This is a genomic window from Halopiger xanaduensis SH-6, assembly GCF_000217715.1.
Taxonomy (GTDB): Archaea; Halobacteriota; Halobacteria; order Halobacteriales; family Natrialbaceae; genus Halopiger; species Halopiger xanaduensis.
This window is the reverse complement of record NC_015666.1, coordinates 2,059,818-2,079,767: the sequence shown is the minus strand read 5'-3', so window position 1 is coordinate 2,079,767 and position 19,950 is coordinate 2,059,818. Positions and strand designations below refer to the sequence as shown.

The following is a 19,950-nucleotide window of genomic DNA, read 5'->3' as shown; positions in this document are numbered from 1 at the left end:
GATGGACTCGAACGCCAACCAGCAGGCCTACGACCGCGGTCACACCATCTTCTCGCCCGACGGCCGGCTCTACCAGGTCGAGTACGCGCGGGAAGCCGTCGAACGGGGCTCGCCGAGCGTCGGCGTCGTCACCGACGACGGCGTCGTTCTGGCGGCTCGAAAGCGGGTCCGGTCGCCGCTGCTCGAGGCGGACACGGTCGAGAAGATCCACCGGGTCGACGACCACCTGGCGATCGCCTCGGCGGGCCACGCCGCCGACGCCCGCCAACTGGTCGACGTCGCCCGCCGCGAGGCGCAGCGACACCGGCTGCGCTACGGCGAGCCGATCGACGCCGAGTTGCTCGCGAAGCGCCTCGCCGATCACGTCCAGGAGCACACCCAGACCGGCGGCTCGCGGCCGTACGGGGTCGCGCTGTTGGTCGCCGGCGTCGATCTCGACGGCGCGGACGGGCCGCAGCTCTACGAGGTCGATCCCAGCGGCACGCCGTACGGCTGGCGGGCCGTCGCCGTCGGCAACGGCGGCCGTGACGTGCGACAGTTCCTCGAGGATGGGATCGCTGCCGGTGAATCGACTCGCGGCGACCTAGAGTGGGGAACCGCGACCGCGCTCGAGGCGCTGGCGGCGACAAGCGACGAACCCGAACTCACGCCGGAAACGGTCGACGTCTGGACGCTCGAGACCGAAGGGTCGGAGACAGCGGCGTCGAGCCCGATTACGCAGCGGACCGACGACGAACTCGCGTCGCTGCTCGCGGAACTCGAACTCGACTAGGAACCGCTACTCGCTGTCGAGTCGGCCGGCTGCCCGGCGGCGACGTCGGGTTCCGGCTGCGGCGATGCCGCTTCGGCGGACGTATCGGCTCGAGCGTCGGACTCGGTCTCGGAAACCGTATCCGAGGCCGCGTCCGCGTCTTCGGTTGGATCGTTCGTCGAGCGCTGAACGTCGACCACGGAGAGCGTCTCGTCGACGTACAGCGCGAGGACGTCGCCCTCGAGTTCGACGACGACGCGGACAGCGAACGGGTCTTCGGAGAGGACCGCCTCGGCCCACTCGGAACCGACGTTCCAGATCGGCCGGTCGTCGACCTCGCGGCCGCGGTCGCGGTAGAAGGAGACGACCGCGGAGTGGTCCAACAGCGTGAGGGAAACGGGACAGCGCGTCGTCGTCCCGCAGGACTCGCACTCGAGTTCGGCCTGCACGTGGTCTGCGTGTTCGGACGGGAGTTCGTCCGCAACGTCGGGCGACGGTTCGACGAGTCGGCCGACGACGCTGCCGCCGCAGTCCGGACAGATTCCGTCTCGCATGCGTCCGAGCCGGTGGCGGTGGTACCGGTCGAGCGCGTCCGGGAACTCGTCGCCGTGGCTCTCGAGCCCCGACGGCGGGAATCCCAGATCGAGGACGGTCCGGTCGCAGCCGGCGCAGGACACCGTCACGACGTTGTCCCGCGAGCGCGCCTCGAGCGTCTCGCGGTCGCAGAACGGGCACGGGTCCTCGAGGGCGACCGACGGGTGGTCGACGCGACGGGTGTACGTTCCGGCCGCGATTTCTCGAGCGATGCGACGGCCGGCGTAGGTGAGTTCGTAGCCGTCGCCTTCGGTTTCGGACTCGCTCGCCTCGTCACCCTCGCCGGCGTCGACCTTCCGCACGTACGAGCCGTCGAGTTGTCGGAGGTGATAGGCGAACCCCGCGGTGGTGTCGACGTCGGACGCCTCGAACAGTTCGGAGAACGACGCGCTCGCAGTCCCGTTCCCCGACGTTCGCTCGTAGAGGGTCTCGAGGATTCCCGTCCGGACGTCGTTGCCCAGCGCCTGGAACGCGTCGCCGGGGAGCGACACCTGCTCGATCTCGCCGGCCGCCGTCGGAGCCGACCCGTTGTCGCCGTCGCGACCGTCGATCGGGGACTCGGCCTCGTCCTGCGAAGACATAACACGGTTTAGGGGCCGGACGAAAAAGTAGGTTCCGCGAGCGGCAAGCCCGACGTTCGCTCCGTGCGCTCGAGTACGGATCCGGTCACCCGGTACGACCCGGAAGACTCGAGATCGCTTCGGTCGTCTCCCCGACGAGGTTCTCGACGACAGTCGCCGCCGGACGAACGTCGTCGACCCCGCCGACGCTTTGGCCGGCGTACAGCGCCATCGACTCGATATCGCCCTCGACGTCGGGCGTCGCGAGCGCCTCGTCGTAGCGTTCGATCGGCTCGCCGTCGCCGGTCCGCGCAATCACGTCGTTTTCGCCGGGCCGTTCTCCAACAGGTGGGCGGCCGTCGTCGTCCCAGCGCTCGAGCGTCTCGTTTGCGAGCACGCGGTGGGCCGTTCCGGGCCAGCCCTTGTCGAACAGCGTCGTGTACTCGGTGTCGGTCTCGTCGCTCTCCCGCAGTCGGCGCCGGTACTCGTCGTGGACGATCGCTTCCTCGGTCGCGACGAACCGGGTGCCGAGCCACGCGCCGTCGGCGCCCAGCGCGAGCGCCGCCGCGACTCCGCGGCCGTCTGCGATACCGCCGGCTGCGACGATCGGCACCGCGTCGCCGACGGCGTCCGCGACCCGCGGGACGAGCGCCGTCGTCGCGACTTCACTCTGAACGTGGCCCCCCGCCTCGAGGCCCTGGGTCACGACGACGTCGATTCCGGCGTCGACGGCCTCACGCGCGGCGGCCGCGCTGCCGACGGTTTGCATTGCAACCGCGCCCGCGTCGTGAACCCGGTCGACGTACGGTGCAGCGTCGCCGAAGGAAAAAGAGACGATCGGCGCGCCCGCCTCGAGCGCGGTCTCGAGGTGGTCGTCGGTGTCGACGATCGTGGTCGCGTCGTCGAGCGCGAGGTTGACCGCGAACGGGGCGTCGGTCCGGTCGCGGGTGTCGTGGATCACGTCGCGCGTTTCCTCGAGGCCGCGCCAGGTCACCGCGAGGTGGCCCAATCCGCCGGCGTTCGAGACGGCCGCCGCGAGGTCGGGGTTCGTCGCGCTGCCGATCGGCGCCTGCACGATCGGGTGCTCGATCTCGAGGGCGTCACAGAGGGGCGTTCGGAGCGCCATCGCCCCGAACTTCGTGTTACCGGTATTTCACTTCCTGCGTTTCTCCTTCTCGAGCACCCGCACGTTCTCGATTCCCGTCTCGGGATACTGCCCGTTATCGTCTTTCTCGACGGCTTTGACCATATCCCAGACGACGTTTAATCCGGTTGTGACCCCTTCAAGGGCCTCCATCTCGCAGCCCGTCTTGCCGGTGGTTTCGACGGCGACCTCGAGTTCGACGCGGTCCTCGCCGAGTTCGAAGTCGGTGTCGACGTTCGTGATCGGAATCTGGTGACACATCGGGATCGTCTCCCAGGTGTGTTTGACCGCCTGGACGGCGCCGACGCGAGCGGTCGCGAGGACGTCGCCCTTGCCGATCTGGTCGTCCCTGATGGCCTCGACGGTCGAGGCCTGCAGGCGGATTTCGCCGGCGGCGACGGCCCGGCGCTCGCTGTCGGGCTTGTCACCGACGTCGACCATCTGGACGTCGCCCTCGTCGGTAGTGTGGGTGAGGTCCTTCGAGTCGGTATCGCCGGCGTCGGCTCGCGGATCGGGGTTCGATCCCTCGGCGGGCGTCGGGTCATCAGACATCGCCGTCACCTCCGTCCCACAGGACCGTGGGAATTTCCGCGAGCATCTCCGAGGCGAGGAACCCGTGCTCAGACCGGTCGGCGAGTCGCTCGCCGGCCAGCCCGTTGACGTGGGCCGCTGCAGCAGCGGCGTCGAGCGGCTCGGTGCGCTCGAGCAGCGCCGCGACGATGCCGGCGAGGGTATCGCCGGTGCCGCCGACTTTCATGCCGACCGTTCCCGAGCGGCTGATCCGTGTTCGCTCGCCGTCCGTGATCACGTCGTTGGCTCCCTTCGCGAGGACGACGTGTCCGAGGTCGGCCGCGAAGGCCTCGATCTCGTCCGCGGCCGCGGCGAGGTCGTCGGTGTCGGGGCCGCCCATCCCCGCGAGTTCGCCGCGGTTGGGCGTACAGACCAGCGTCGCCTCGGTCTCGACCTCGGGGACGACCTGTAGCGCGTCAGCGTCGACGACTGCCGTCCCCGTGTAGGACTCGAGGAACCGGCGGACCGCCTCGAGCGTCTCGTCGGCGGTGCCGAGCCCGGGGCCGAGGACGACCGGCGCGTCGTAGCCCTCGACGCGCTCGAGGAGAGCCTTCGCCCGCTCCGGTGTGAGAACATCTTCCTCGTAGGGCTGGACGATGAGGTCCTCGCTGTAGCCCTGGATCTCGCCGGCGACGGTGTCGGGCGCGGCGACGAAGGAGAGTTCTGCGCCGGCCCGGAGCGCGGCCTGGGCGGCCAGCGCCGGCGCGCCGGTGTAGGGGCCGCCGCCGATAATATTGGGTCGTCCCTCACGACCATCTGGACGCGCGAGGTCCACGTCGCCGGGTCCGACGAACCGCTCCGCCGCGGCGGGAATACCGATATCGGCGACGGTGACTTCCACGTCGTCCTCGGCCTCGAGTTCCTCGAGGCCGGGCTTCGCGTCGTGGAAGGTGACGACCCGATCCGCTTCGACGCCGTTGTCGTCGTGGTCGCCCCCGTCGGCGTCGAACCCGGAGGGGACGTCGACCGAGACGACGGTCGCGTCGGCGTCGTTGATCGCCGCGGCGGCGGTCGCGGCGGGCTCCCGGAGGTCGCCGCTGATCCCCGTTCCGAGCATGGCGTCGACGACGACGTCGCACTCGGGCAGGTCGAACGCGCTCGAGTCCGTCACTTCACGCGTGTCGTAGTCGGCCCGCCGGAGCGCGTCCCAGTTCTCGCGGGCGATCTCGGTCCCGATGTTCTCGGCGCGGCCGAGCAGGAGGGTGGTAACGTCGTACGCGTCCAGGAAGCGGGCGGTAACGAACGCGTCCCCGCCGTTGTTGCCGCGGCCGGCGACGATCGCCACGCTCGAGCCCGGCGCCGCGGCGTCGCGGACCGCGCGGGCGACGGCGTGTCCGCTCGACTCCATCAGCTGCTTTCGCGGCACGCCCAGCGCCGCGGCGTTCTCGTCGACGGCGGCCATCCGCTCGCCTGTAATCATGTGCGTGGCTTCGACGGGCCGGCCGTTCAACGTTGCGGACCGCCCGAATACCGCCGACGCGCCGACGCGCCGACGCGCTGATCTGCCGACTCACCACACCAAACACCGTTAGGGCACACGCCCATCCCGCTCGAGCCCCTATCGCCTGTGTGAACGTCTTCTGGCTCGACGAGGATCCGCGGCTCGCCGCTCGCTATCACTGCGACCAGCACGTCAACAAGCTGCTCGTCGAAGCCGCGCAGGTGCTGTGTACGGCGGCCCGCGAGAACGGCTACGAGCGGGAGTTCCTCTACCGGTCGACCCACGTCGACCACCCCGTCACGCGGTGGGCGACCGAATCGCGGGCCAACTGGCTGCGACTGCGCGACCACGCCGAGGCCCTCAACGCGGAGTTCGTCGAGCGATACGAGAAGGACGACGACCACGCCAGTTGGCGAGTGATCCGCCTCATCGAGCCCGACGAGATCGCGTTCCCGAGCGCGGAGCCGACGCCGCGCCCACAGGCGATGCCCGACGAGTACAAAGTCTCCGGCGACCCCGTCGCGGCTTACCGCGCCTACTACGCCGGCGAAAAGGCCGACTGGGCCGAGTGGCGCTACACCGACGAGCCGCCGTGGCTCGAGGAGTACCGGGAACCGGTCTGAACGCGGCTGTACTGAGCCGGTAATGTAATACGACCTTACGTCCGATAAAATTCGAATAAGCCGCTGTTGTCGAGTCGTTTCACGCTGCTTCACGCGTCGCGTCAGTTCGCGAGGGCCGAAACGCCCCGAAGCGACGCTCAGTATCGAATCTCGAACCCGTCCTCGCCCTGCGGGTCCTCGTACTCGACTTCGACAGTTTCGACCTCGGCCGCGGGACTGCCCTCGCGGCAGAACTCGACCATCGCGTCGACGGCGTCTTCCGGCCCTTCGAAGACCGCTTCGACGCGGCCGTCCTCGAGGTTCTTCACCCAGCCGTCGACGCCCTCCCCGCGGGCCGTATCGCGAGTGGTCGCGCGGTAGTAGACGCCCTGTACGTTCCCAGAAACGAAGACGTGTGCGCGGGTTCGGTCCGCCATACGTGATGACTCGAGTGCGAGCGGCAAAAATCCCGTTCGTTAGCACCGACCCACGCCTGCGGACCGGCCGCGAACTCGGTCGAGCGACAGCGAAAGGTAGCTCCGGCCCGGACGCGGATGCAGTGACCGTGCGCCACCGGAACGGGAGCCGCTTCGATTGCGGCGACGGCGGCCGAATCGTCGCGGACGCGCTTGCGACCGAATACGGCGACCGGGCGCAGCCGCTGAAACGCGACCGGCGAACGCTCGCGGAGTTCTGCTAATCGCTATCGCCATGGGCATCATCGATCGCTTCGAGGAGGAGTACGTCGACGTCTCGAGCGGCCGCGCGTCCCTGCGCGACCTGCTCGAGTTGGTCGTCGGCTCGATCCTGTTCGTCGTCGGCGCGAGCGCCTTCACCTACTACCTGCTGGGCCGAACTACCGCGCTCGCGGTTGCGGTCGCGCTCGTCGTCGTCTTCGCGATCACGATCGTCTCGCAGGCGTACTGGGGGGTAACTGGGCGAGCCGATTACGACGAGGGCGAGCGCGACAACGGCGCTCGCTGAGCGCCCGGAGCGGCGTTCGCTCGAGTCGTCCAACGTTCAGGAATCGATCTCGTAGCGGCGGGCGCCGCGGATCATCCGAACGGCGAGTCCGAGGACGCCGACCGTGAACGCGAGCCAGACGAGATCGGCGCCGTCGCCGCCGAACGGCTCCGCGTACTCGGCGACCGCGACGAGAAACAGGAGTGCGGCGACGTAGAGGGCGTTCGTCCCGATGAAATCGGCCAGCCCCGTCTCGTCGGCCACCCGTTCGGGATCGTAGCCGGCGATCAGTTCGACCCGCCCGAAGTACTTGATCAGCACGCCGAGCAGGCCGACGAAGCCGGCGGACGCGACGAGAACGATCGCGGTCTCGGAGCCCATGAGAGTACGGACAGAATGGCAGCGAGTTCACAAAACGGTTCCCATCATTCAGTGGTAGCGAAACGCGTCACCGTGGGCTCGAGGGTGCCGTTTGGGCGCCACTCGGCGGCGGGACGATGGCGCTGCTACTCGCCGGTCCGGAGGTGGTGGAAAATGTACGTCTGGGCGTAGCCGGCATACTCCCCGCCGAGTCGATCGCGGATGGCCCGCGAGGTCGCCGCGTAGGAACCCCGGTCACAGTCCGGATAGTAGTCCTCGATGGCCGACTTGATCCAGGTGTCCAGCGGCACGGCCTCGTCGAATCCCAGCGAGAACAGCAACACACAGTCGGCGACCTTGTCCCCGACGCCGACGAACTGACAGAGGTAGTCCCGGGCGGCCTCGTACTCGAGGTTGCGCGCCTCGGCCGGGTGGGCCTCGCCGTCGGCGACCATCTCGGCCGTCCGGACGACGTAGGGCGCCCGGTAGCCCAGTCCCAACTCGCGGAGTTCGGCTTCGGTCGCCGTCGCGAGTTGCTCGGGGGTCGGGAACGCGTAGTAGGTTCGGCCGTCGACGTCGAGCGGCGTGCCGTATTCCCGCGCCAGCGTCGAGACCATCCCGTGGATGCGGCTGACCCGCATCTGCGCCGAGCAGATAAACGAGATCAGACAGCCGAAGGCCGGATCCGTAACGAGTCGCATCCCGCGGTGAGCCTCGTAGGCCTCTCGCAGCAACGGATCGTCCGGCGCAGCGTCGACGATCGCCTCGAGGTCGTCGTCGAGGCGCAGCAGTCGGCGCACGGTCGGTTCGGCGTCGGTCGTCGATTGCCACTCGAGGCGGCCGTCGGCGGTGCGGACGCGGATCACCTCCCCGTCGACGACGGTGGAGTACCACGTACCCGGCGCCGGTTCCGTGCGATACATCTCGCCGTCCTCGCGGCGCCAGAGGTAGGTCTGGCCGCTCTCGAGGGTTCGGTACAGGTCCATACCGCCGGCGAGGTCCGCGAGCGGGATCGTTCCCGTTTCCATTCGTGGGAGGCTTCGAGGGCGACGGCTTGGGCCTTTCGAACCGGGCCGAAGTCGGACGAACCGTTTGCGGCCCTGACGGCCGGGTTCAATCACCCGTGGTACCGACTCAACCGCCGATGGTCGGTCCGGCAGTGAGCGGTTTCTCGCGTTCCGGAGGCGAACCTTGATACTGTAGGCGACACAATGTCTAGGTATGAACTGCAGGGTTGTCGTCGAAGCTGCAGTGCCGGTGTTCGACGTTGAGACGGAAGACGAGGCGATCCGCATCGCCATCTCGAAGACGGGAGAGATGTTGAACCCTGACTTGAACTACGTCGAGATAAACATGGGCGAGCGCACCTCTCCATCCGGGGAGGAACTCCCGCCCGCGTTCATCGCGGCGGACGAGGCGCTCGTTGCCCTCGAGTTGGAGATGACCGTCTTCAACGTCGAGCGCGAGGAACACGCCTCGCGAATCGCGCGCAAGGAGATCGGCCAGCGACTCGAGAACATTCCGCTCGAGGTGACGGAAGTCGAAGTGCTGGAGGAAGAAGACCTCGACGAGGAGGCCGAGGACGACGCGGAAGCCGGCGAGCCGGACGACCTCGACCTCGAGTCCGAATCGGACGCTGACGATTCGAGCGAGGCGGACGCGGAGTCAGACGAGGAATCGGACGACGATGATGAAGACGACGAAGTGTTGCCCGAGTTCGAAGACCTCGTCGAATAATCGGCGCTTACGAGCGGCTGTCGTCCCGGTAGCAAGGTTCTAATTTTACTGGCCGAACAGTCTCGCCAGTCAGTAGTAGCTGAGACCGATCGGAGGATGCTCCCGAAGATTCAGTCGGCAGTAGCCGCGACTGCTTCCTGTTCGTCTTCACGCATGTTCGCCGTGATGCCGCCGGCGAGCGCAAAAACAGCAGCTTTGTGATCAGTCTTCGATTTGTGGATCGATGTCGGCCGAATACCGAGCGATTCGTACTCCTCGAGGTCGATCTCGCAGTTGTCCCATTCCGCACACTGGTTCGATACCTCCGCGAGAAGACCGTGAAGGTGGATGAGCTCCTGCTTCTTCATAACCATGCTGTCCTATCCACTGCAGGGTTATATTATTATCTTGAGTCGCGTTACCATGCAACCTATACCGGTTTTCCTGACCATAACGGTTTCTAACAGTTTGAAGACAACCGCTAGCCGACCGGAATTCGGCGTAGACGGCGGTCGATCCGGCTAAATGGTACGGACAATTATCTGTTGTTTCGATATGTTGTGGCCCGACTGCAGAAACGATCGCCTACCCTCGCCCGCCTGACGACGGACGATCAGTAGCCGACCCTTACGCAGGGCTTACAACGGATCCGACGGCGGTGAGCGATCGCTCGAGTCGCCTGTAGCAAGGAGAGTGCCCTATCCGAGCTGCTTCAGCGTCTGCAGATCGCGGTCAGTCCGCATGAACTCGGCCATCCGCCGGGAGGCGTGACAGTTCGGACAGTGGAACATATCTGCCGACTCGGGGAGTTCGCCGGGCGCGGACTGCCAGTCTTTCGTACATTCCGGACATAATAGTTGCACCGTCGTTTCGTCCATGTTACTTAATTGCACACCGAGCATCAAAAGTGTTGTCGCGTCACACGCCACCACGTCGAAAAAAGCAACCCGTCGTTACCCGCCCGATGACGGCCGTTGAAGCCGGTTTAGGCCGGTGCCGCCGTGTCCGAGGCCTCGAGCAGTTCCTTGTACCGGTTGCGGATGGTGACTTCGGAGATGCTCGCGACTTCGCTGACCTCGTTCTGGGTGACCTTCTCGTTGGTCAGCAGGGCCGCGGCGTAGACGCCGGCGGCCGCGAGGCCGACCGGCGACTTGCCGCTGTGGACGCCCGCCTTGCGGGCGGACTCGAGCAGTTCGCGAGCCATCCGCTCGGTCTCGTCCGAGAGATCGAGGTCGCTGACGAACCGCGGCACGTAGCTTTCGGGGTCGGCCGGCTGTACCTCGAGGCCGAGTTCCCGGATGATGTACCGGTACGTGCGGGTCAGTTCCATCTTGTCGACGCGGCTGACCGCCGAGATCTCGTCGAGGCTGCGCGGCGTGCCGGCCTGTCGGGCGGCGGCGTACAGCGAGGCCGTCGCGACGCCTTCGATCGAGCGGCCCGGCAGGAGATCCTCCTCGAGGGCGCGGCGGTAGATGACGCTGGCCGTTTCGCGGACGTTCTCGGGAAGGCCGAGCGCGGAGGCCATGCGGTCGATTTCGCCCAGCGCCTGCTTGAGGTTGCGCTCTTTGGAGTCGCGGGTGCGGAACCGCTCGTTCCAGGTGCGCAGGCGCTGCATCTTCTGGCGCTGGCGGCTCGAGAGCGCCTTGCCGTAGGCGTCCTTGTCCTGCCAGCCGATGTTGGTCGAGAGCCCCTGGTCGTGCATCATGTTCGTGGTGGGGGCACCGACGCGGCTCTTTTCGTCCTTCTCGGCGGCGTCGAAGGCGCGCCACTCGGGACCGCGGTCGATCTCGTCTTCCTCGACGACGAGGCCGCAGTCTTCACAGACGGTCTCGGCGTGCTCGGCGTCCGACACGAGCCGGCCGCCACACTCCGGACACTGCTCTTGCTCCTCCGACCGCGTCGCTGTCTCTTCCTCCTCGTCCTCTCGCTCGCGCGTATAGGTTCGAATGTTTGAATCGGACATGGTGTATGGGGTTGGTTACTCGGGGCTCCCGGGTGGGGAAACCAGAAGAAACCCGGTCGCCTCGGCTAACGTATAGTAAGACCGTAACGCATATAAATGTTTTGCCTTGCTTATAAACTAATCGGCTATGCCCAATATATATCTTCTGGTTATACGGTAGTTGGGATTCGTCGGCGGATGCTACTGGACACGGACAGGTAGAGGTTGCCCGTTCGTCTGCAAGGGGGGCAGTCGAAGTTACGAGACCGATCGACGGCGCGATGGAGCCGAACGTTTATCGAACTGGTCCGGGAAATCGACGGCGATGACCGTCCGATTCGGCGCGGTAACCGTCGACTGGCTCGGCCTCGCAACCGTCCGCCTCGAGGGCGAAACGGGTGCGGTCGTCTACGTCGATCCCGGCCCGGAACGGTACGGCGTCCTCGAGGGGCAAGAGCCGCGGGACGGCGACCTCGTTCTCGTCTCCCACGGCGACCACTACGATCCGGCGTCGATCCGACGGGTCGCCCGCGAGGACGCGTTGGTCCTCGTCCACGAGTCGATCGACGCCGACGCGATCGACGGGATCGACGAGCAACCCGAGGCGCTCCCCTACGACGTCGAGCGCGTCCGTGCCGACGAGTCGTTCGTCCTCGGACCGCTCGACCTGTTCACGACGCCGGCGTACAACGATCCCGACGGGCCGCACACCGACGAACGCGGCCACCCGTACCACCGCGAGGGCGAGGGCTGCGGCTTCGGCGTCACGATCGACGGGGTCACCGCCTACTGGCCCGGCGACACCGACGCCCACCCGTTCCACGCGGACCTCGACGTCGACCTCTTCCTGCCGCCGATCGGCGGGACGTACACGATGGACCGCCGCGAAGCCGCGGCGCTGGCCGCTGAAATGCGACCGGGCCTCGTGCTCCCGGTTCACTACGACACGTTCGACGCGATCGAGGCCGACGCCGATGCGTTCGTCGTCGACGTCGCGAACCGCGGGGTGCCCGTCGTGCTCGACGGCGTTCCCGACGACGGCGAGTCCGAGTAACGGCCTCGAGAACCGTACTCGGTGCCGATATTTCAGGTTCGATAACCGGTCCCAAGAGTTAGTGCCGCGCTCCGCGTCTAGCCGCGTATGGCCGACGACCGCCGGGGACGGTCCGAGACGCGGTACTGCTCGCACTGCGGGCGCTCCCTCGAGCCGCCGGTGAACTACTGTCCGAACTGCGGGACGGCGATCGAGCGACGCGATCGCTCGTCGGGCGTCCGGTCGCAGCCGCACGGTCGGTCTTCTCGGACCGAGAGCCGCCAGCCGTCCGTCGGCGAGTTCTCGCAAACCCGATCGCACGCTGGCGACCGCTCGAGATCGTCCTCATCCTCGAGCCAGCGCGATGCCCGTACCGCTCGGACATCCTCAACCACAGCCTCGAGCGCTGATCGAGACGTCGACCCGACGGCCCGCAAGCAGCTCGAGACCCGTATCGCGAGGGCGACCCGGGACGGCTGGGAGCTCGAGCACGACTTCGGCGACCACGCGGTGATGGTCCGGCGCACGTTCGGCGATACGGACGAACATCTGGTGGTCGCCCTGCTGACCGTCTGGTGGACGATGGGGCTCGGCAACGTGCTCTACGGTGCTTACCGGTACGTCGAAGACGCCGAGCGGATGGTGCTGCGCGCCGGTCCACCAGAAGAGCCGGAAACGGAAGCAAAGCGCTCGCACCTGCTCGAGCGGGCGACTGCCGCAGTCTGTTGGTTCGCCGGTGCGATTCTCGCGCTAATCGGGCTCCAGGTGTCGGCAACGTCCGCCGTGGGACTCGGGCTCCTCGCACTCGCGTTCGGCTTCGCCGCAATGGGCGCCAGCGTTCTCCCCTCGGTCCGCAGCCGACTCGAGCGCCGTCACTCGGTCACGACGAACGGCCGGGCCCGATCGGTCGACGAGCGGTTCGTCGTCGCCTACGACCGTCCCTGTTCGGTCTGCGCCGAACCGGTCGGTCGCGGGATCGAGCGGATCTACCGGTCGGAGTTTTGCCTGCTCGGCGTCCCGCTGACGGGATCGACCGGCCGGAACTACTACTGCCAGCGGTGTGCGAACGCCGAACGCTCGTCGACCGGTCCCCACACAGCCCCTTCCGAGTGGAAGGCCGCCGGTGCGCCCTCGAGCGGCGACACCTCGAGAGCGGCGCCGACGTCGGGCGAGAAGAGAAGCAGCGGGTCGGAGTCGGACCCGGAACCAGAACCGGAGCACCTCGACTGAGCGTCCCGTCCCGCAGAGCGGACCGATCCGCGTACTACAGCCGTGGTCTCGGCGCTGTTACTACGCCCGTGCTTACGGGCACGTTTAATACCGCGAGCGGATAGGAACGCCGATGACGTGCGATGCGTGTGGCGGGGAGATCGACGGCGAACGGTTATACAAAGCAGCCGAGACAGACACCGGCGGCCTCGGCGTCTATCATCCGGACTGCATTGCGAGAACCAGATAAACGCTGTTGCGTCGGGTGGACTGAATCTCAGAATTGAATCGAATTTTCAGACGGTAGATAGTGTCTCGAGCGGCGTCTCGACCCGTAGAGCTTAGAGGACACCCATCGCGTCGAGGCGTTCGGGTAGATACGTCTCCGTCACGAAGTCAAGCCCGTGGGACGCCAGCGACTGCTGTTCGGACTTCTTCTCGATCTCGAGTTGCAGTTCGATCTGTTCCTCCCAGTAGTCGGTCTGGAAGCGCGGGTCCTCGAGTTCGCTCTCTAAGGCGTTGATGTCGGAGTCGGAGAGCGGGTCGGTTGGCAGTTCGTACTCGACGATGTCGGCGGGCTGGATGCCGATGAACTGCGCCTCGGGCGTCGCCAGATATTCGGAGAGGTGGGCCGACTTGATCGACCCGTAGGCGACGGAGCCGTAGATGCGGTACGACCACGGGTCGCCGTCCGTAAAGACGGTGACCGGCAGGTCGAGTTCGTCGTGGAGCCGCTTGGTAATCCGGCGGGTCGCGCGGGCCGGCTGGCCCTTGAGGTGGACGATCAGCGCGTTGTACTCGTCGTCGAAGCCGTTCTCGACGAGCCGGTCGCGCATACCGCCGGTCTCGACGGCGAGGATGAAGTCGGCGTCGCAGTCCAGGAAGTCGATCGTGTCCGGATTGTTCGGAATCTGGTAGCCGCCCTCGCCGACGTCCTTCTGGCAGTGGATCTCGCGCTCGCCGCGGCGGGTCTGCTCGCGCAGGTGCAGCGGCCCCATGATCGTCGCGCCCGACTCCTCGGGGCGCATGTGGAAGTCCTCGCGGGTGACGCCCGAGACGATCTCTAAGTCCTCGACGAGACTGTTCGACTCGTCCTGGCTGCTGAACTGGGCCTCCTCGTTGTCCCAGCTCTCGGAGAGGTAGTAGAGTTCACGCAGGGTCGACGAGCGATCCTCGTCGAGCTGTTCGGCGAGGAACTCGATAGTGTAGACGGCCTTCAGGAGCTTCCGCGCGCCGCGGACGGAGTTAGCCGAGCGGGTCGACTCCCGGTCGCCGTAGACCCAGACCTTCTCGTCTTCGTCGTACTCGATGTTGTTCTTCGTCCGCGTCGGCACGGACATGTGGGGGATCTCGCCCAGTTCGAACTGGTCGTAGAACTGCGCGGCGAGGTCGATCAACTGCTCTCGTGCTTGCTGGTCGTCGTCTGCACTCATGTTACTGGTTCACCGTGAGTTTCTCGCTTTCGACACCCTTCACGTCCAGATCGTAGGTTGCGTCGTCGGACACCTCGTACTCGAGCGCCGCCTCGTCGTCGCTTTTCACCTCGGGTTCCCACTTGACGAACCACTCGCCGTCCATCTCGATGACGGTGGCGTCGTCGGGCAGGTTGGCGGGTTCGGCCGAGACGATGTCCGTGATCTCGAGGCTCTCGTTGGTGCTCGAGTTGTTCTCGACGACGACGGAGATTTCCTGCCCGTCGCCGTTTGCCTCGACCCGGCGCTCGACGAGGACGTTGTTCATGATCCGGGCGATCGCGTCGTCGATGTCGGGCTCGTCGCGGCCGGTGACTTCGGCGACCTTCTCGGCCATCTCGGGGAGGATCTTCCCGAGGACGTTCTGCTTCTTCCGGCGCTGCTGCATCGACTGGCGCTTGTTGATGTAGCTCTTCAGGTCGCGGGCCGCCTCCCGGATCGCGAGTTCGATCTCGTCCTCGATCTCGGGGACGTTCGCGACGGCGTCCTTGGACTCGCTGGTGAAGGGCACGTTCGTCGAGGCGACGTGGACCATGATCACCGCGGGGCCGTTGGGGAGCCCGGAGCCGCCGGGCTGGTCGAGCCCGTAGTTGCGCCAGCCGATCGACTTGACCACATCGGTCGTCGCACACGCGCCGCGCTGATAGACGAGTGGCACGCGGTTCGCAAAGCGCATCACCTGAGCGCTGCCCTCGCTCTCGATCTCGCCGCCGTAGGCGATGCCGGCCTCGACGACGAACGGGTCGCCGCCCGACACTTCGGCGTCGCGGCTCGCCGAGGCGTAGAAGTCGGCGTCGAACTCCTTCTCGAGGCCGGCCTCGATCAGGTCGGCCGTGATCGGCGAGAGACACCGCGTCGGCGGCGCCATGATGTCGGTCTCGCGCATCGCGTCGACGAGGTCGCTCGTGGCGTCGCGGTCGCCGTTCAGTTCGCGCACGAGCGGCGGGTCGTCCGGTACCGTGGCCATGACGTCCCAGATCGCCTCGACGACGTTCTCGCGGGCGGTGTCGCCGAAGGAGACCTCGTCGTACTCCTCGGTGAGGTCGGCGGCGCGGTCGACGAACTCCCGGACGCTCGCGCGGGTGTGCCGGTGGCGAATGTCGTCCTCGGCGGCGTCGGCGAACTTGCCGGCGAGTCGCTGGGCGAACGCCTGGACGATCTCGTCGTCCTTGCGGGTGCTCGTGGCCTCGTCGGCGAGTTCGTAGAGGTCCGCGACGAGGCGCGACTCGTCGGCCGCGGCCTGCGCGTCCGCAGTGTTTTCGTCAGCGTCCTCAGGCAGTTCGTCGACGAGCGTGCGCCAGACCGCATCGACGGCGTTCTCGCGAACGGTGTCGCCGAACGTCGTTCCGTGCTCGGCTTCGACCTGCTCGGCGGCGTCCTCGACGACCTCGAGCAGTTCGTGGTGGGCGATCCGGTCGCGGTCGTCGGCGTCGTCGGCGATCGCTTCGGCGAAGGCGGCCGTCGCGTCGGCGCCCTTGTTCGCCGTGGCCTCGGAGACCGCGGCCTCGAGGTCGATTTCCTCGTGGACGGCGGGGGGCCGCCAGCGCATCTCGCGGCCGTAGTGGCGATCGCGGAAGGCGTCGATGATCGAGTCGGCGGTCTTCTTCCCGACGCGGGTAAACTCCTCCTGCAAAAAGCCGGAGACGGTCTGGGAGTCGGTCGCCGTCAGCATCTTCATGACGGTGCCGAGTTCGACCCCGTGGGGGTGGGGTCGGATCTCCTCGGTCTCCTCGGGGAGCTGGTCGGTCGCGCGCTCGAACTTGAAGTGGGCCTGGGGCTCGCGAAGCTCGAGGCGGGCGTGGGGGTTGACGACCGCCGTGTGCTTGATGTAGTCGTGGAGCTGCTGGCGGGCGCGCATGTTCGCCTCCATCTCGAGTTCGATGCGCGTCCCGTGGGGGCGGTCCCACGTCGTGGTTTCCTCGACGCTGATCTCGGGCTCGTTCTCGTCGGTGTCGACGATCAGTTCGAAGTACTGGGCCTCGCTCGCACCCTCGGTTCGACTGGTGATCTTGGCGGGTTTCCCGCTGGTCAGCTGCGAGTAGAGGACCGCCGCGGAGATACCGATCCCCTGCTGGCCGCGGGACTGTTCGCGGGCGTGGAAGCGAGAGCCGTAGAGCAGCTTCCCGAAGACCTTCGGCAGCGATTCCTTCGTCAGCCCGGGGCCGTTGTCCTCGACGATCAGCCGGTAGTAGTCGCCCTCCTCCTGAATTTCGACGTAGATATCGGGGAGAATACCGGCTTCCTCGGCGGCGTCCAAGGCGTTGTCCACGGCTTCCTTGACGGCCGTGACCAGGCCTCGAGCGCCGCTGTCGAAGCCGAGCATGTGCTTGTTCTTCTCGAAGAACTCGGCGATCGAGATCGCCTGCTGGCTTTCGGCCAGCTCCTCGGCGATCCCGGCTTCCTCACCGAGCGTCGACTGGAACGACGTCATCACCTCCCTGTACTAGCGGGGGGGCTAAAAGGTGTACGCTACCGCGGTGAAAGTGAAGGTGGAGTAACGGGCCCGACGCGCGAGGGGGTTGTACGCGTCGATCGACGCCGGGTCGACGCGCCGGGTCGACGCGCCGACTCGAGTCGCCCGACGGGGCGACGATGAACGACGAACGGTCGCTGAGACGGGCGAAATCCGCTCGTTCGACCCCCGCAAAGGTTTAACCCCGCACGAAACTTTGTCCCGGGTAAGAGGACACATGGAACCGAACGATACCGACGACCACCGGGACGAGGGGAACGAGGAGCGCCGGTCGCTCGAGGACGACATCGTCGCCGACACGGGCGAGAGAGGGCGAAACCCGACGGTCGAGGAGGTCGACCAGCGGATCGTCGACCTGCTGTCGTGGATCCTCGACACCGAGACGCGGGCGAAGATCTACGTCCACCTGCTCGCGAATCCGGGCAGCACCTCCGAGGAGGTCGCGAAGGGGACCGGCCTCTACCCGAGTACGGTTCGGGAGGCCCTCGCGGAACTCCACGAGGAGGATCGGGTCACCCGCGAGAAGCGCGCGAGCGAGGGCGCCGGCAACAACCCCTACGAGTACACGGCGATCCAGCCGAGCGAACTCGTCGGCGGCGTCGTCGATCAGGTCCAGCAGGAACTGAACACGATCTTCACGCTGGATCGGGTCCTCGACCGCGACGAGCAAGAGCCCGAACCGGCATTCGAGGAGGACGTCGAACCGGTTACGATCACCGTCGACGAGACGGCGCCGTTCGACGAGGACGAAACGGGAGGCGAGTCGGAGTCGGGAACCGACCTCGAGTTCGACGACGACGAGACGGACATCGAGATTTCTGAGCCGGACGAAGACGACGAAGACTCGTAGACCACAGTTCCGGCCCGAATCGGCCGCTCGTCCACGTCGACCCGCGTCTTCTCACGTTTTCGCGCGTCCGCGAGCGCTGCCCTCGCGGTCGTTTCTCGAGTACTCGTCGTCGACTCGAGGTTACTCGTCCTCGAGCGTCAGAATCGCCGGCCGCTCGAGTTCGACGTCGCGGTCGACGGCCTCGGCGGTGATCGTCGGCCAGTTGTCGGTCGTCGTCAGCGGCTCGATCTCGTCGGCGGTGACGAGCGCGGTGCCCTCGCTTTTCGCGCCCTGCACCGTCGGGTTCCAGGCGTAGGCCATCGGAACTTCGACGGACGCCTCGTGATCCGGCGTCGCGATCCACTCTCGACCGGCGAAGCCGGCGGCGCCGCCCTGGTGGTGGTACTCCCACTCGCCCTCGAAGCCGACGGCGGCGTAGGCGTCCTGCACCGCGCCGAAGACGTCGCCGGCGGTGCCGCCGTTCTCCGCGACTTCCTGCGTCGCCGCCAGCGCCGTCGCCTCGACCCGCGTCGCGGCCTCGTGGCGCTCCTCGAGCCAGTCGGGCGCGTCGAAGGCGACCGTCCGGGTGCAACTCGCGTGGAGGCCGTGGCGCTCGGCGGTCACCGACAGCAGCGCGTAGTCGCCGAGTTCGGCCTGCGTCGGCGTGTAGTGGCGGTACCGCTGGGCGCGCTCGCCGCCGCCGACGAGACAGACCGGCGCTTCGATGTCCCGCGCCGAGAGCGCCACGCGCAGCGCCGAGGCGACCTCGTGTTCGGTGTCCTCGGCGCGCAGTTCCCGGCAGACCGACTCGACGGCGGCGGCCGTCTCTCGACCCAGTTCGCGGTACCGTTCGCGGTCGCGCTCGGTCAGCGGCTGCCGGAGCGCGCTCGGATCGATCCGCTCGAGGCCCGGCACGTCGACGTCGGCGGCCGCGCGCTCGTCGTCGCCGACGCGGGCCGAGATCGCCTCGGCGAGCGAGGAGGCGTGCCACGAATACTGTTCGATGGAGACCGCGTCGGCCTCGAGGTCCGGCAACTCTTCGGCCTCGATCCGAGCCGCTTCGATGTTGTTCGTCACGATCCGCACGTCGCCGTCGTAGCCGACGGCCGCGACGCCCGCGTCGCTCTCGCGGTCGATGACGCTGCTGCCGCCCGTCAGCCAGGCGAAGGAGTTCGGCCGTGCGAACCACACCGCATCCAGATCGCGGGACTCGAGGACGGCCTCGAGTCGCTCGCGCTTGTCGTCGCTGCCCATGTCAGGTGCTGTCGGGGACGGGTCTTGAATCCGACGGACGGCGGGCGCCGGCCGAGCGCTCGGGGATCAGAGCGGCGGAACCGTCCGGAGACCGACGACACGGGAAATCTAAATACGGGTGGTCCTAACCCCCGACGAACGACCGTGTCGTCCACCAGTCACGCTTCCCGTCCGACATTTCGCTCGCTGATCGACCGGTTCGGCTTCCGGCACCTGCTCGCGACGACGCTCGTCCTCGTCTCCGCGACGATCCTGCTCGGGATCGCCGCGAAGGCGACCGGATCGGGGCTGGCCTGCAATGCGAACTGGCCTCGGTGCGACGGCGGCCCCTTCAACCTCTTCCCGGCGTCGCTGCCGAGCTTCTACGAGTGGATCCACCGCTTCGTCGCCATGTTCGCCGGCTTCGCGATCATCGGCTCGGCGATCGCCGCCTGGCGGCTCCCGAGCGTCGACCGGCGCGTCACCGCGCTGATCGTCCTCGGGACGCTCCTGACGCCGGTCCAGGTCGCCCTCGGCCGCGAGACGGTCACCCAGTACACGCTCGATATCCTCTCGCTGCACTTCTGGACGGCCATCCTCATCTTCTCGATGTTCGCCGTCGCGACCGTCCTCGTTTGGGAGTCGTCGCTGACCGCCGGGGCCGTCACCGGCGCGCTCGGGTTCGGCCTCGTCGCGGTGCCGCTACACGTCGCGCTCAGCCCGACCGACCTGGGGCTGGTGACCGACTACTCGCCGACGGTCCAGTTGCTCCAGTACGCCGCGACGCTCGCCCTGCTGGCCGCGATCATCGTCGCCACGATGGGCAGTCGGCGCCGGTTCGACGATCGGCTCCTGCGGTGGCTGCTGTCCGGGTCGGCCGTCCTCGTTCTCGCGGTCGCCTACCTCGGCCGCCGGACGGTCATGACGTACAGTCCCGCTCTCGACGGACTCTACGTCGCCCTCGCGGCCGTCCTCGCCGTCGCGTTCGGCGCCGGCATCTACCGAAGCCGGACCGCCGCGACGCGCTCGCCGTAACGCGCTCGAGGCGCGTCGCTTCT

22 protein-coding genes are annotated in these 19,950 nt (G+C 67.2%); 9 read left to right on the top strand and 13 right to left on the bottom strand.

Annotation, left to right across the window (positions count from 1 at the left end; all coding sequences use genetic code 11):
• Window position 1: 1 nt before the first annotated feature.
• Window positions 2-772, top strand: coding sequence for an archaeal proteasome endopeptidase complex subunit alpha (locus HALXA_RS10165; protein ID WP_013880263.1), 771 nt, complete (start codon window positions 2-4; stop codon window positions 770-772).
• Here HALXA_RS10165 and HALXA_RS10160 read toward each other — a convergent pair.
• The 4 genes from HALXA_RS10160 to HALXA_RS10145 form a co-directional block, all read right to left on the bottom strand.
• Complete coding sequence (locus HALXA_RS10160; RefSeq protein ID WP_013880262.1) at window positions 769-1,926, bottom strand: DUF7351 domain-containing protein; 1,158 nt, start codon at window positions 1,924-1,926, stop codon at window positions 769-771. The two genes, HALXA_RS10165 and HALXA_RS10160, sit on opposite strands and share 4 nt — an antisense overlap.
• Before the next feature lie 85 nt (window positions 1,927-2,011).
• Complete coding sequence (locus tag HALXA_RS10155; RefSeq protein ID WP_013880261.1) at window positions 2,012-3,031, bottom strand: NAD(P)H-dependent flavin oxidoreductase; 1,020 nt, start codon at window positions 3,029-3,031, stop codon at window positions 2,012-2,014.
• 27 nt (window positions 3,032-3,058) lie between these two features.
• Window positions 3,059-3,601 carry a cyclic pyranopterin monophosphate synthase MoaC gene (moaC, locus tag HALXA_RS10150; protein ID WP_013880260.1) on the bottom strand — a complete coding sequence of 181 codons (543 nt, stop codon included), beginning with the start codon at window positions 3,599-3,601 and terminating at the stop codon, window positions 3,059-3,061.
• Window positions 3,594-5,039, bottom strand: coding sequence for a bifunctional ADP-dependent NAD(P)H-hydrate dehydratase/NAD(P)H-hydrate epimerase (locus tag HALXA_RS10145; RefSeq protein ID WP_013880259.1), 1,446 nt, complete (start codon window positions 5,037-5,039; stop codon window positions 3,594-3,596). Before HALXA_RS10145 ends, moaC begins: the two co-directional genes overlap by 8 nt.
• A gap of 149 nt (window positions 5,040-5,188) precedes the next feature.
• Between HALXA_RS10145 and HALXA_RS10140 the strand changes: the two genes are divergently transcribed.
• Window positions 5,189-5,683 (top strand): hypothetical protein, encoded by a 495-nt coding sequence (locus HALXA_RS10140; RefSeq protein WP_013880258.1) that lies wholly within the window; start codon window positions 5,189-5,191, stop codon window positions 5,681-5,683.
• 137 nt (window positions 5,684-5,820) lie between these two features.
• Here HALXA_RS10140 and HALXA_RS10135 read toward each other — a convergent pair whose 3' ends face one another.
• Entirely contained in the window at window positions 5,821-6,099 is a 279-nt protein-coding gene (locus HALXA_RS10135) for an acylphosphatase (RefSeq protein WP_013880257.1), read from the bottom strand.
• A 5-nt stretch (window positions 6,100-6,104) separates the two neighbouring features.
• On the opposite strand from HALXA_RS10135, the gene HALXA_RS10130 reads away from it, so the two are divergent.
• Together HALXA_RS10130 and HALXA_RS10125 are read left to right on the top strand one after the other, a co-directional pair.
• Window positions 6,105-6,362, top strand: a complete 258-nt coding sequence (locus HALXA_RS10130; protein ID WP_049895281.1) for a hypothetical protein — start codon at window positions 6,105-6,107, stop codon at window positions 6,360-6,362.
• A gap of 11 nt (window positions 6,363-6,373) precedes the next feature.
• Window positions 6,374-6,646, top strand: a complete 273-nt coding sequence (locus HALXA_RS10125; RefSeq protein WP_013880255.1) for a hypothetical protein — start codon at window positions 6,374-6,376, stop codon at window positions 6,644-6,646.
• A 36-nt stretch (window positions 6,647-6,682) separates the two neighbouring features.
• Here HALXA_RS10125 and HALXA_RS10120 read toward each other — a convergent pair whose 3' ends face one another.
• Both HALXA_RS10120 and HALXA_RS10115 read right to left on the bottom strand, forming a co-directional pair.
• The gene (locus HALXA_RS10120; protein ID WP_013880254.1) at window positions 6,683-7,006 is read right to left on the bottom strand and encodes a hypothetical protein; all 324 of its coding nucleotides are present in this window, start codon (window positions 7,004-7,006) and stop codon (window positions 6,683-6,685) included.
• Window positions 7,007-7,131: 125 nt separating this feature from the next.
• Window positions 7,132-8,013: a DNA-3-methyladenine glycosylase family protein gene (locus HALXA_RS10115; protein WP_013880253.1), complete on the bottom strand. Its 882-nt coding sequence runs from the start codon at window positions 8,011-8,013 to the stop codon at window positions 7,132-7,134.
• Between the two features lie 193 nt (window positions 8,014-8,206).
• Here HALXA_RS10115 and HALXA_RS10110 point away from each other — a divergent pair, with 193 nt between their 5' ends.
• Entirely contained in the window at window positions 8,207-8,722 is a 516-nt protein-coding gene (locus tag HALXA_RS10110) for a DUF555 domain-containing protein (RefSeq protein WP_013880252.1), read from the top strand.
• A gap of 110 nt (window positions 8,723-8,832) precedes the next feature.
• Here the strand turns inward: HALXA_RS10110 and HALXA_RS10105 are convergent, their stop codons facing one another.
• The 3 genes from HALXA_RS10105 to HALXA_RS10095 all read right to left on the bottom strand — a co-directional run bounded on the left by HALXA_RS10105 (window position 8,833) and on the right by HALXA_RS10095 (window position 10,664).
• Window positions 8,833-9,069: a UPF0058 family protein gene (locus HALXA_RS10105; protein ID WP_049895280.1), complete on the bottom strand. Its 237-nt coding sequence runs from the start codon at window positions 9,067-9,069 to the stop codon at window positions 8,833-8,835.
• Window positions 9,070-9,399: 330 nt separating this feature from the next.
• Window positions 9,400-9,579: a DUF7836 family putative zinc-binding protein gene (locus tag HALXA_RS10100; RefSeq protein ID WP_013880250.1), complete on the bottom strand. Its 180-nt coding sequence runs from the start codon at window positions 9,577-9,579 to the stop codon at window positions 9,400-9,402.
• A gap of 107 nt (window positions 9,580-9,686) precedes the next feature.
• Window positions 9,687-10,664 carry a transcription initiation factor IIB gene (locus HALXA_RS10095; protein WP_013880249.1) on the bottom strand — a complete coding sequence of 326 codons (978 nt, stop codon included), beginning with the start codon at window positions 10,662-10,664 and terminating at the stop codon, window positions 9,687-9,689.
• A gap of 304 nt (window positions 10,665-10,968) precedes the next feature.
• On the opposite strand from HALXA_RS10095, the gene HALXA_RS10090 reads away from it, so the two are divergent.
• Together HALXA_RS10090 and HALXA_RS10085 are read left to right on the top strand one after the other, a co-directional pair.
• A complete protein-coding gene (locus HALXA_RS10090) occupies window positions 10,969-11,697 on the top strand; it encodes an MBL fold metallo-hydrolase (protein WP_013880248.1) in 729 nt (242 codons plus the stop codon).
• 87 nt (window positions 11,698-11,784) lie between these two features.
• Entirely contained in the window at window positions 11,785-12,906 is a 1,122-nt protein-coding gene (locus tag HALXA_RS10085) for a zinc ribbon domain-containing protein (protein WP_013880247.1), read from the top strand.
• 320 nt (window positions 12,907-13,226) lie between these two features.
• Here the strand turns inward: HALXA_RS10085 and HALXA_RS10080 are convergent, their stop codons facing one another.
• Window positions 13,227-14,318: a DNA topoisomerase IV subunit A gene (locus HALXA_RS10080; RefSeq protein WP_013880245.1), complete on the bottom strand. Its 1,092-nt coding sequence runs from the start codon at window positions 14,316-14,318 to the stop codon at window positions 13,227-13,229.
• A gap of 1 nt (window position 14,319) precedes the next feature.
• Window positions 14,320-16,788, bottom strand: a complete 2,469-nt coding sequence (locus HALXA_RS10075) for a DNA topoisomerase VI subunit B (protein WP_013880244.1) — start codon at window positions 16,786-16,788, stop codon at window positions 14,320-14,322.
• Window positions 16,789-17,047: 259 nt separating this feature from the next.
• Here HALXA_RS10075 and HALXA_RS10070 point away from each other — a divergent pair, with 259 nt between their 5' ends.
• Entirely contained in the window at window positions 17,048-17,680 is a 633-nt protein-coding gene (locus HALXA_RS10070; RefSeq protein ID WP_013880243.1) for a helix-turn-helix domain-containing protein, read from the top strand.
• Window positions 17,681-17,800: 120 nt separating this feature from the next.
• On the opposite strand, the gene HALXA_RS10065 is transcribed toward HALXA_RS10070, so the two are convergent.
• On the bottom strand, window positions 17,801-18,913 hold the full coding sequence (locus tag HALXA_RS10065) for a M24 family metallopeptidase (RefSeq protein WP_013880242.1): 1,113 nt from the start codon (window positions 18,911-18,913) through the stop codon (window positions 17,801-17,803).
• A 144-nt stretch (window positions 18,914-19,057) separates the two neighbouring features.
• Between HALXA_RS10065 and HALXA_RS10060 the strand changes: the two genes are divergently transcribed.
• Entirely contained in the window at window positions 19,058-19,927 is an 870-nt protein-coding gene (locus HALXA_RS10060; RefSeq protein ID WP_013880241.1) for a COX15/CtaA family protein, read from the top strand.
• Window positions 19,928-19,950 lie beyond the last annotated feature (23 nt).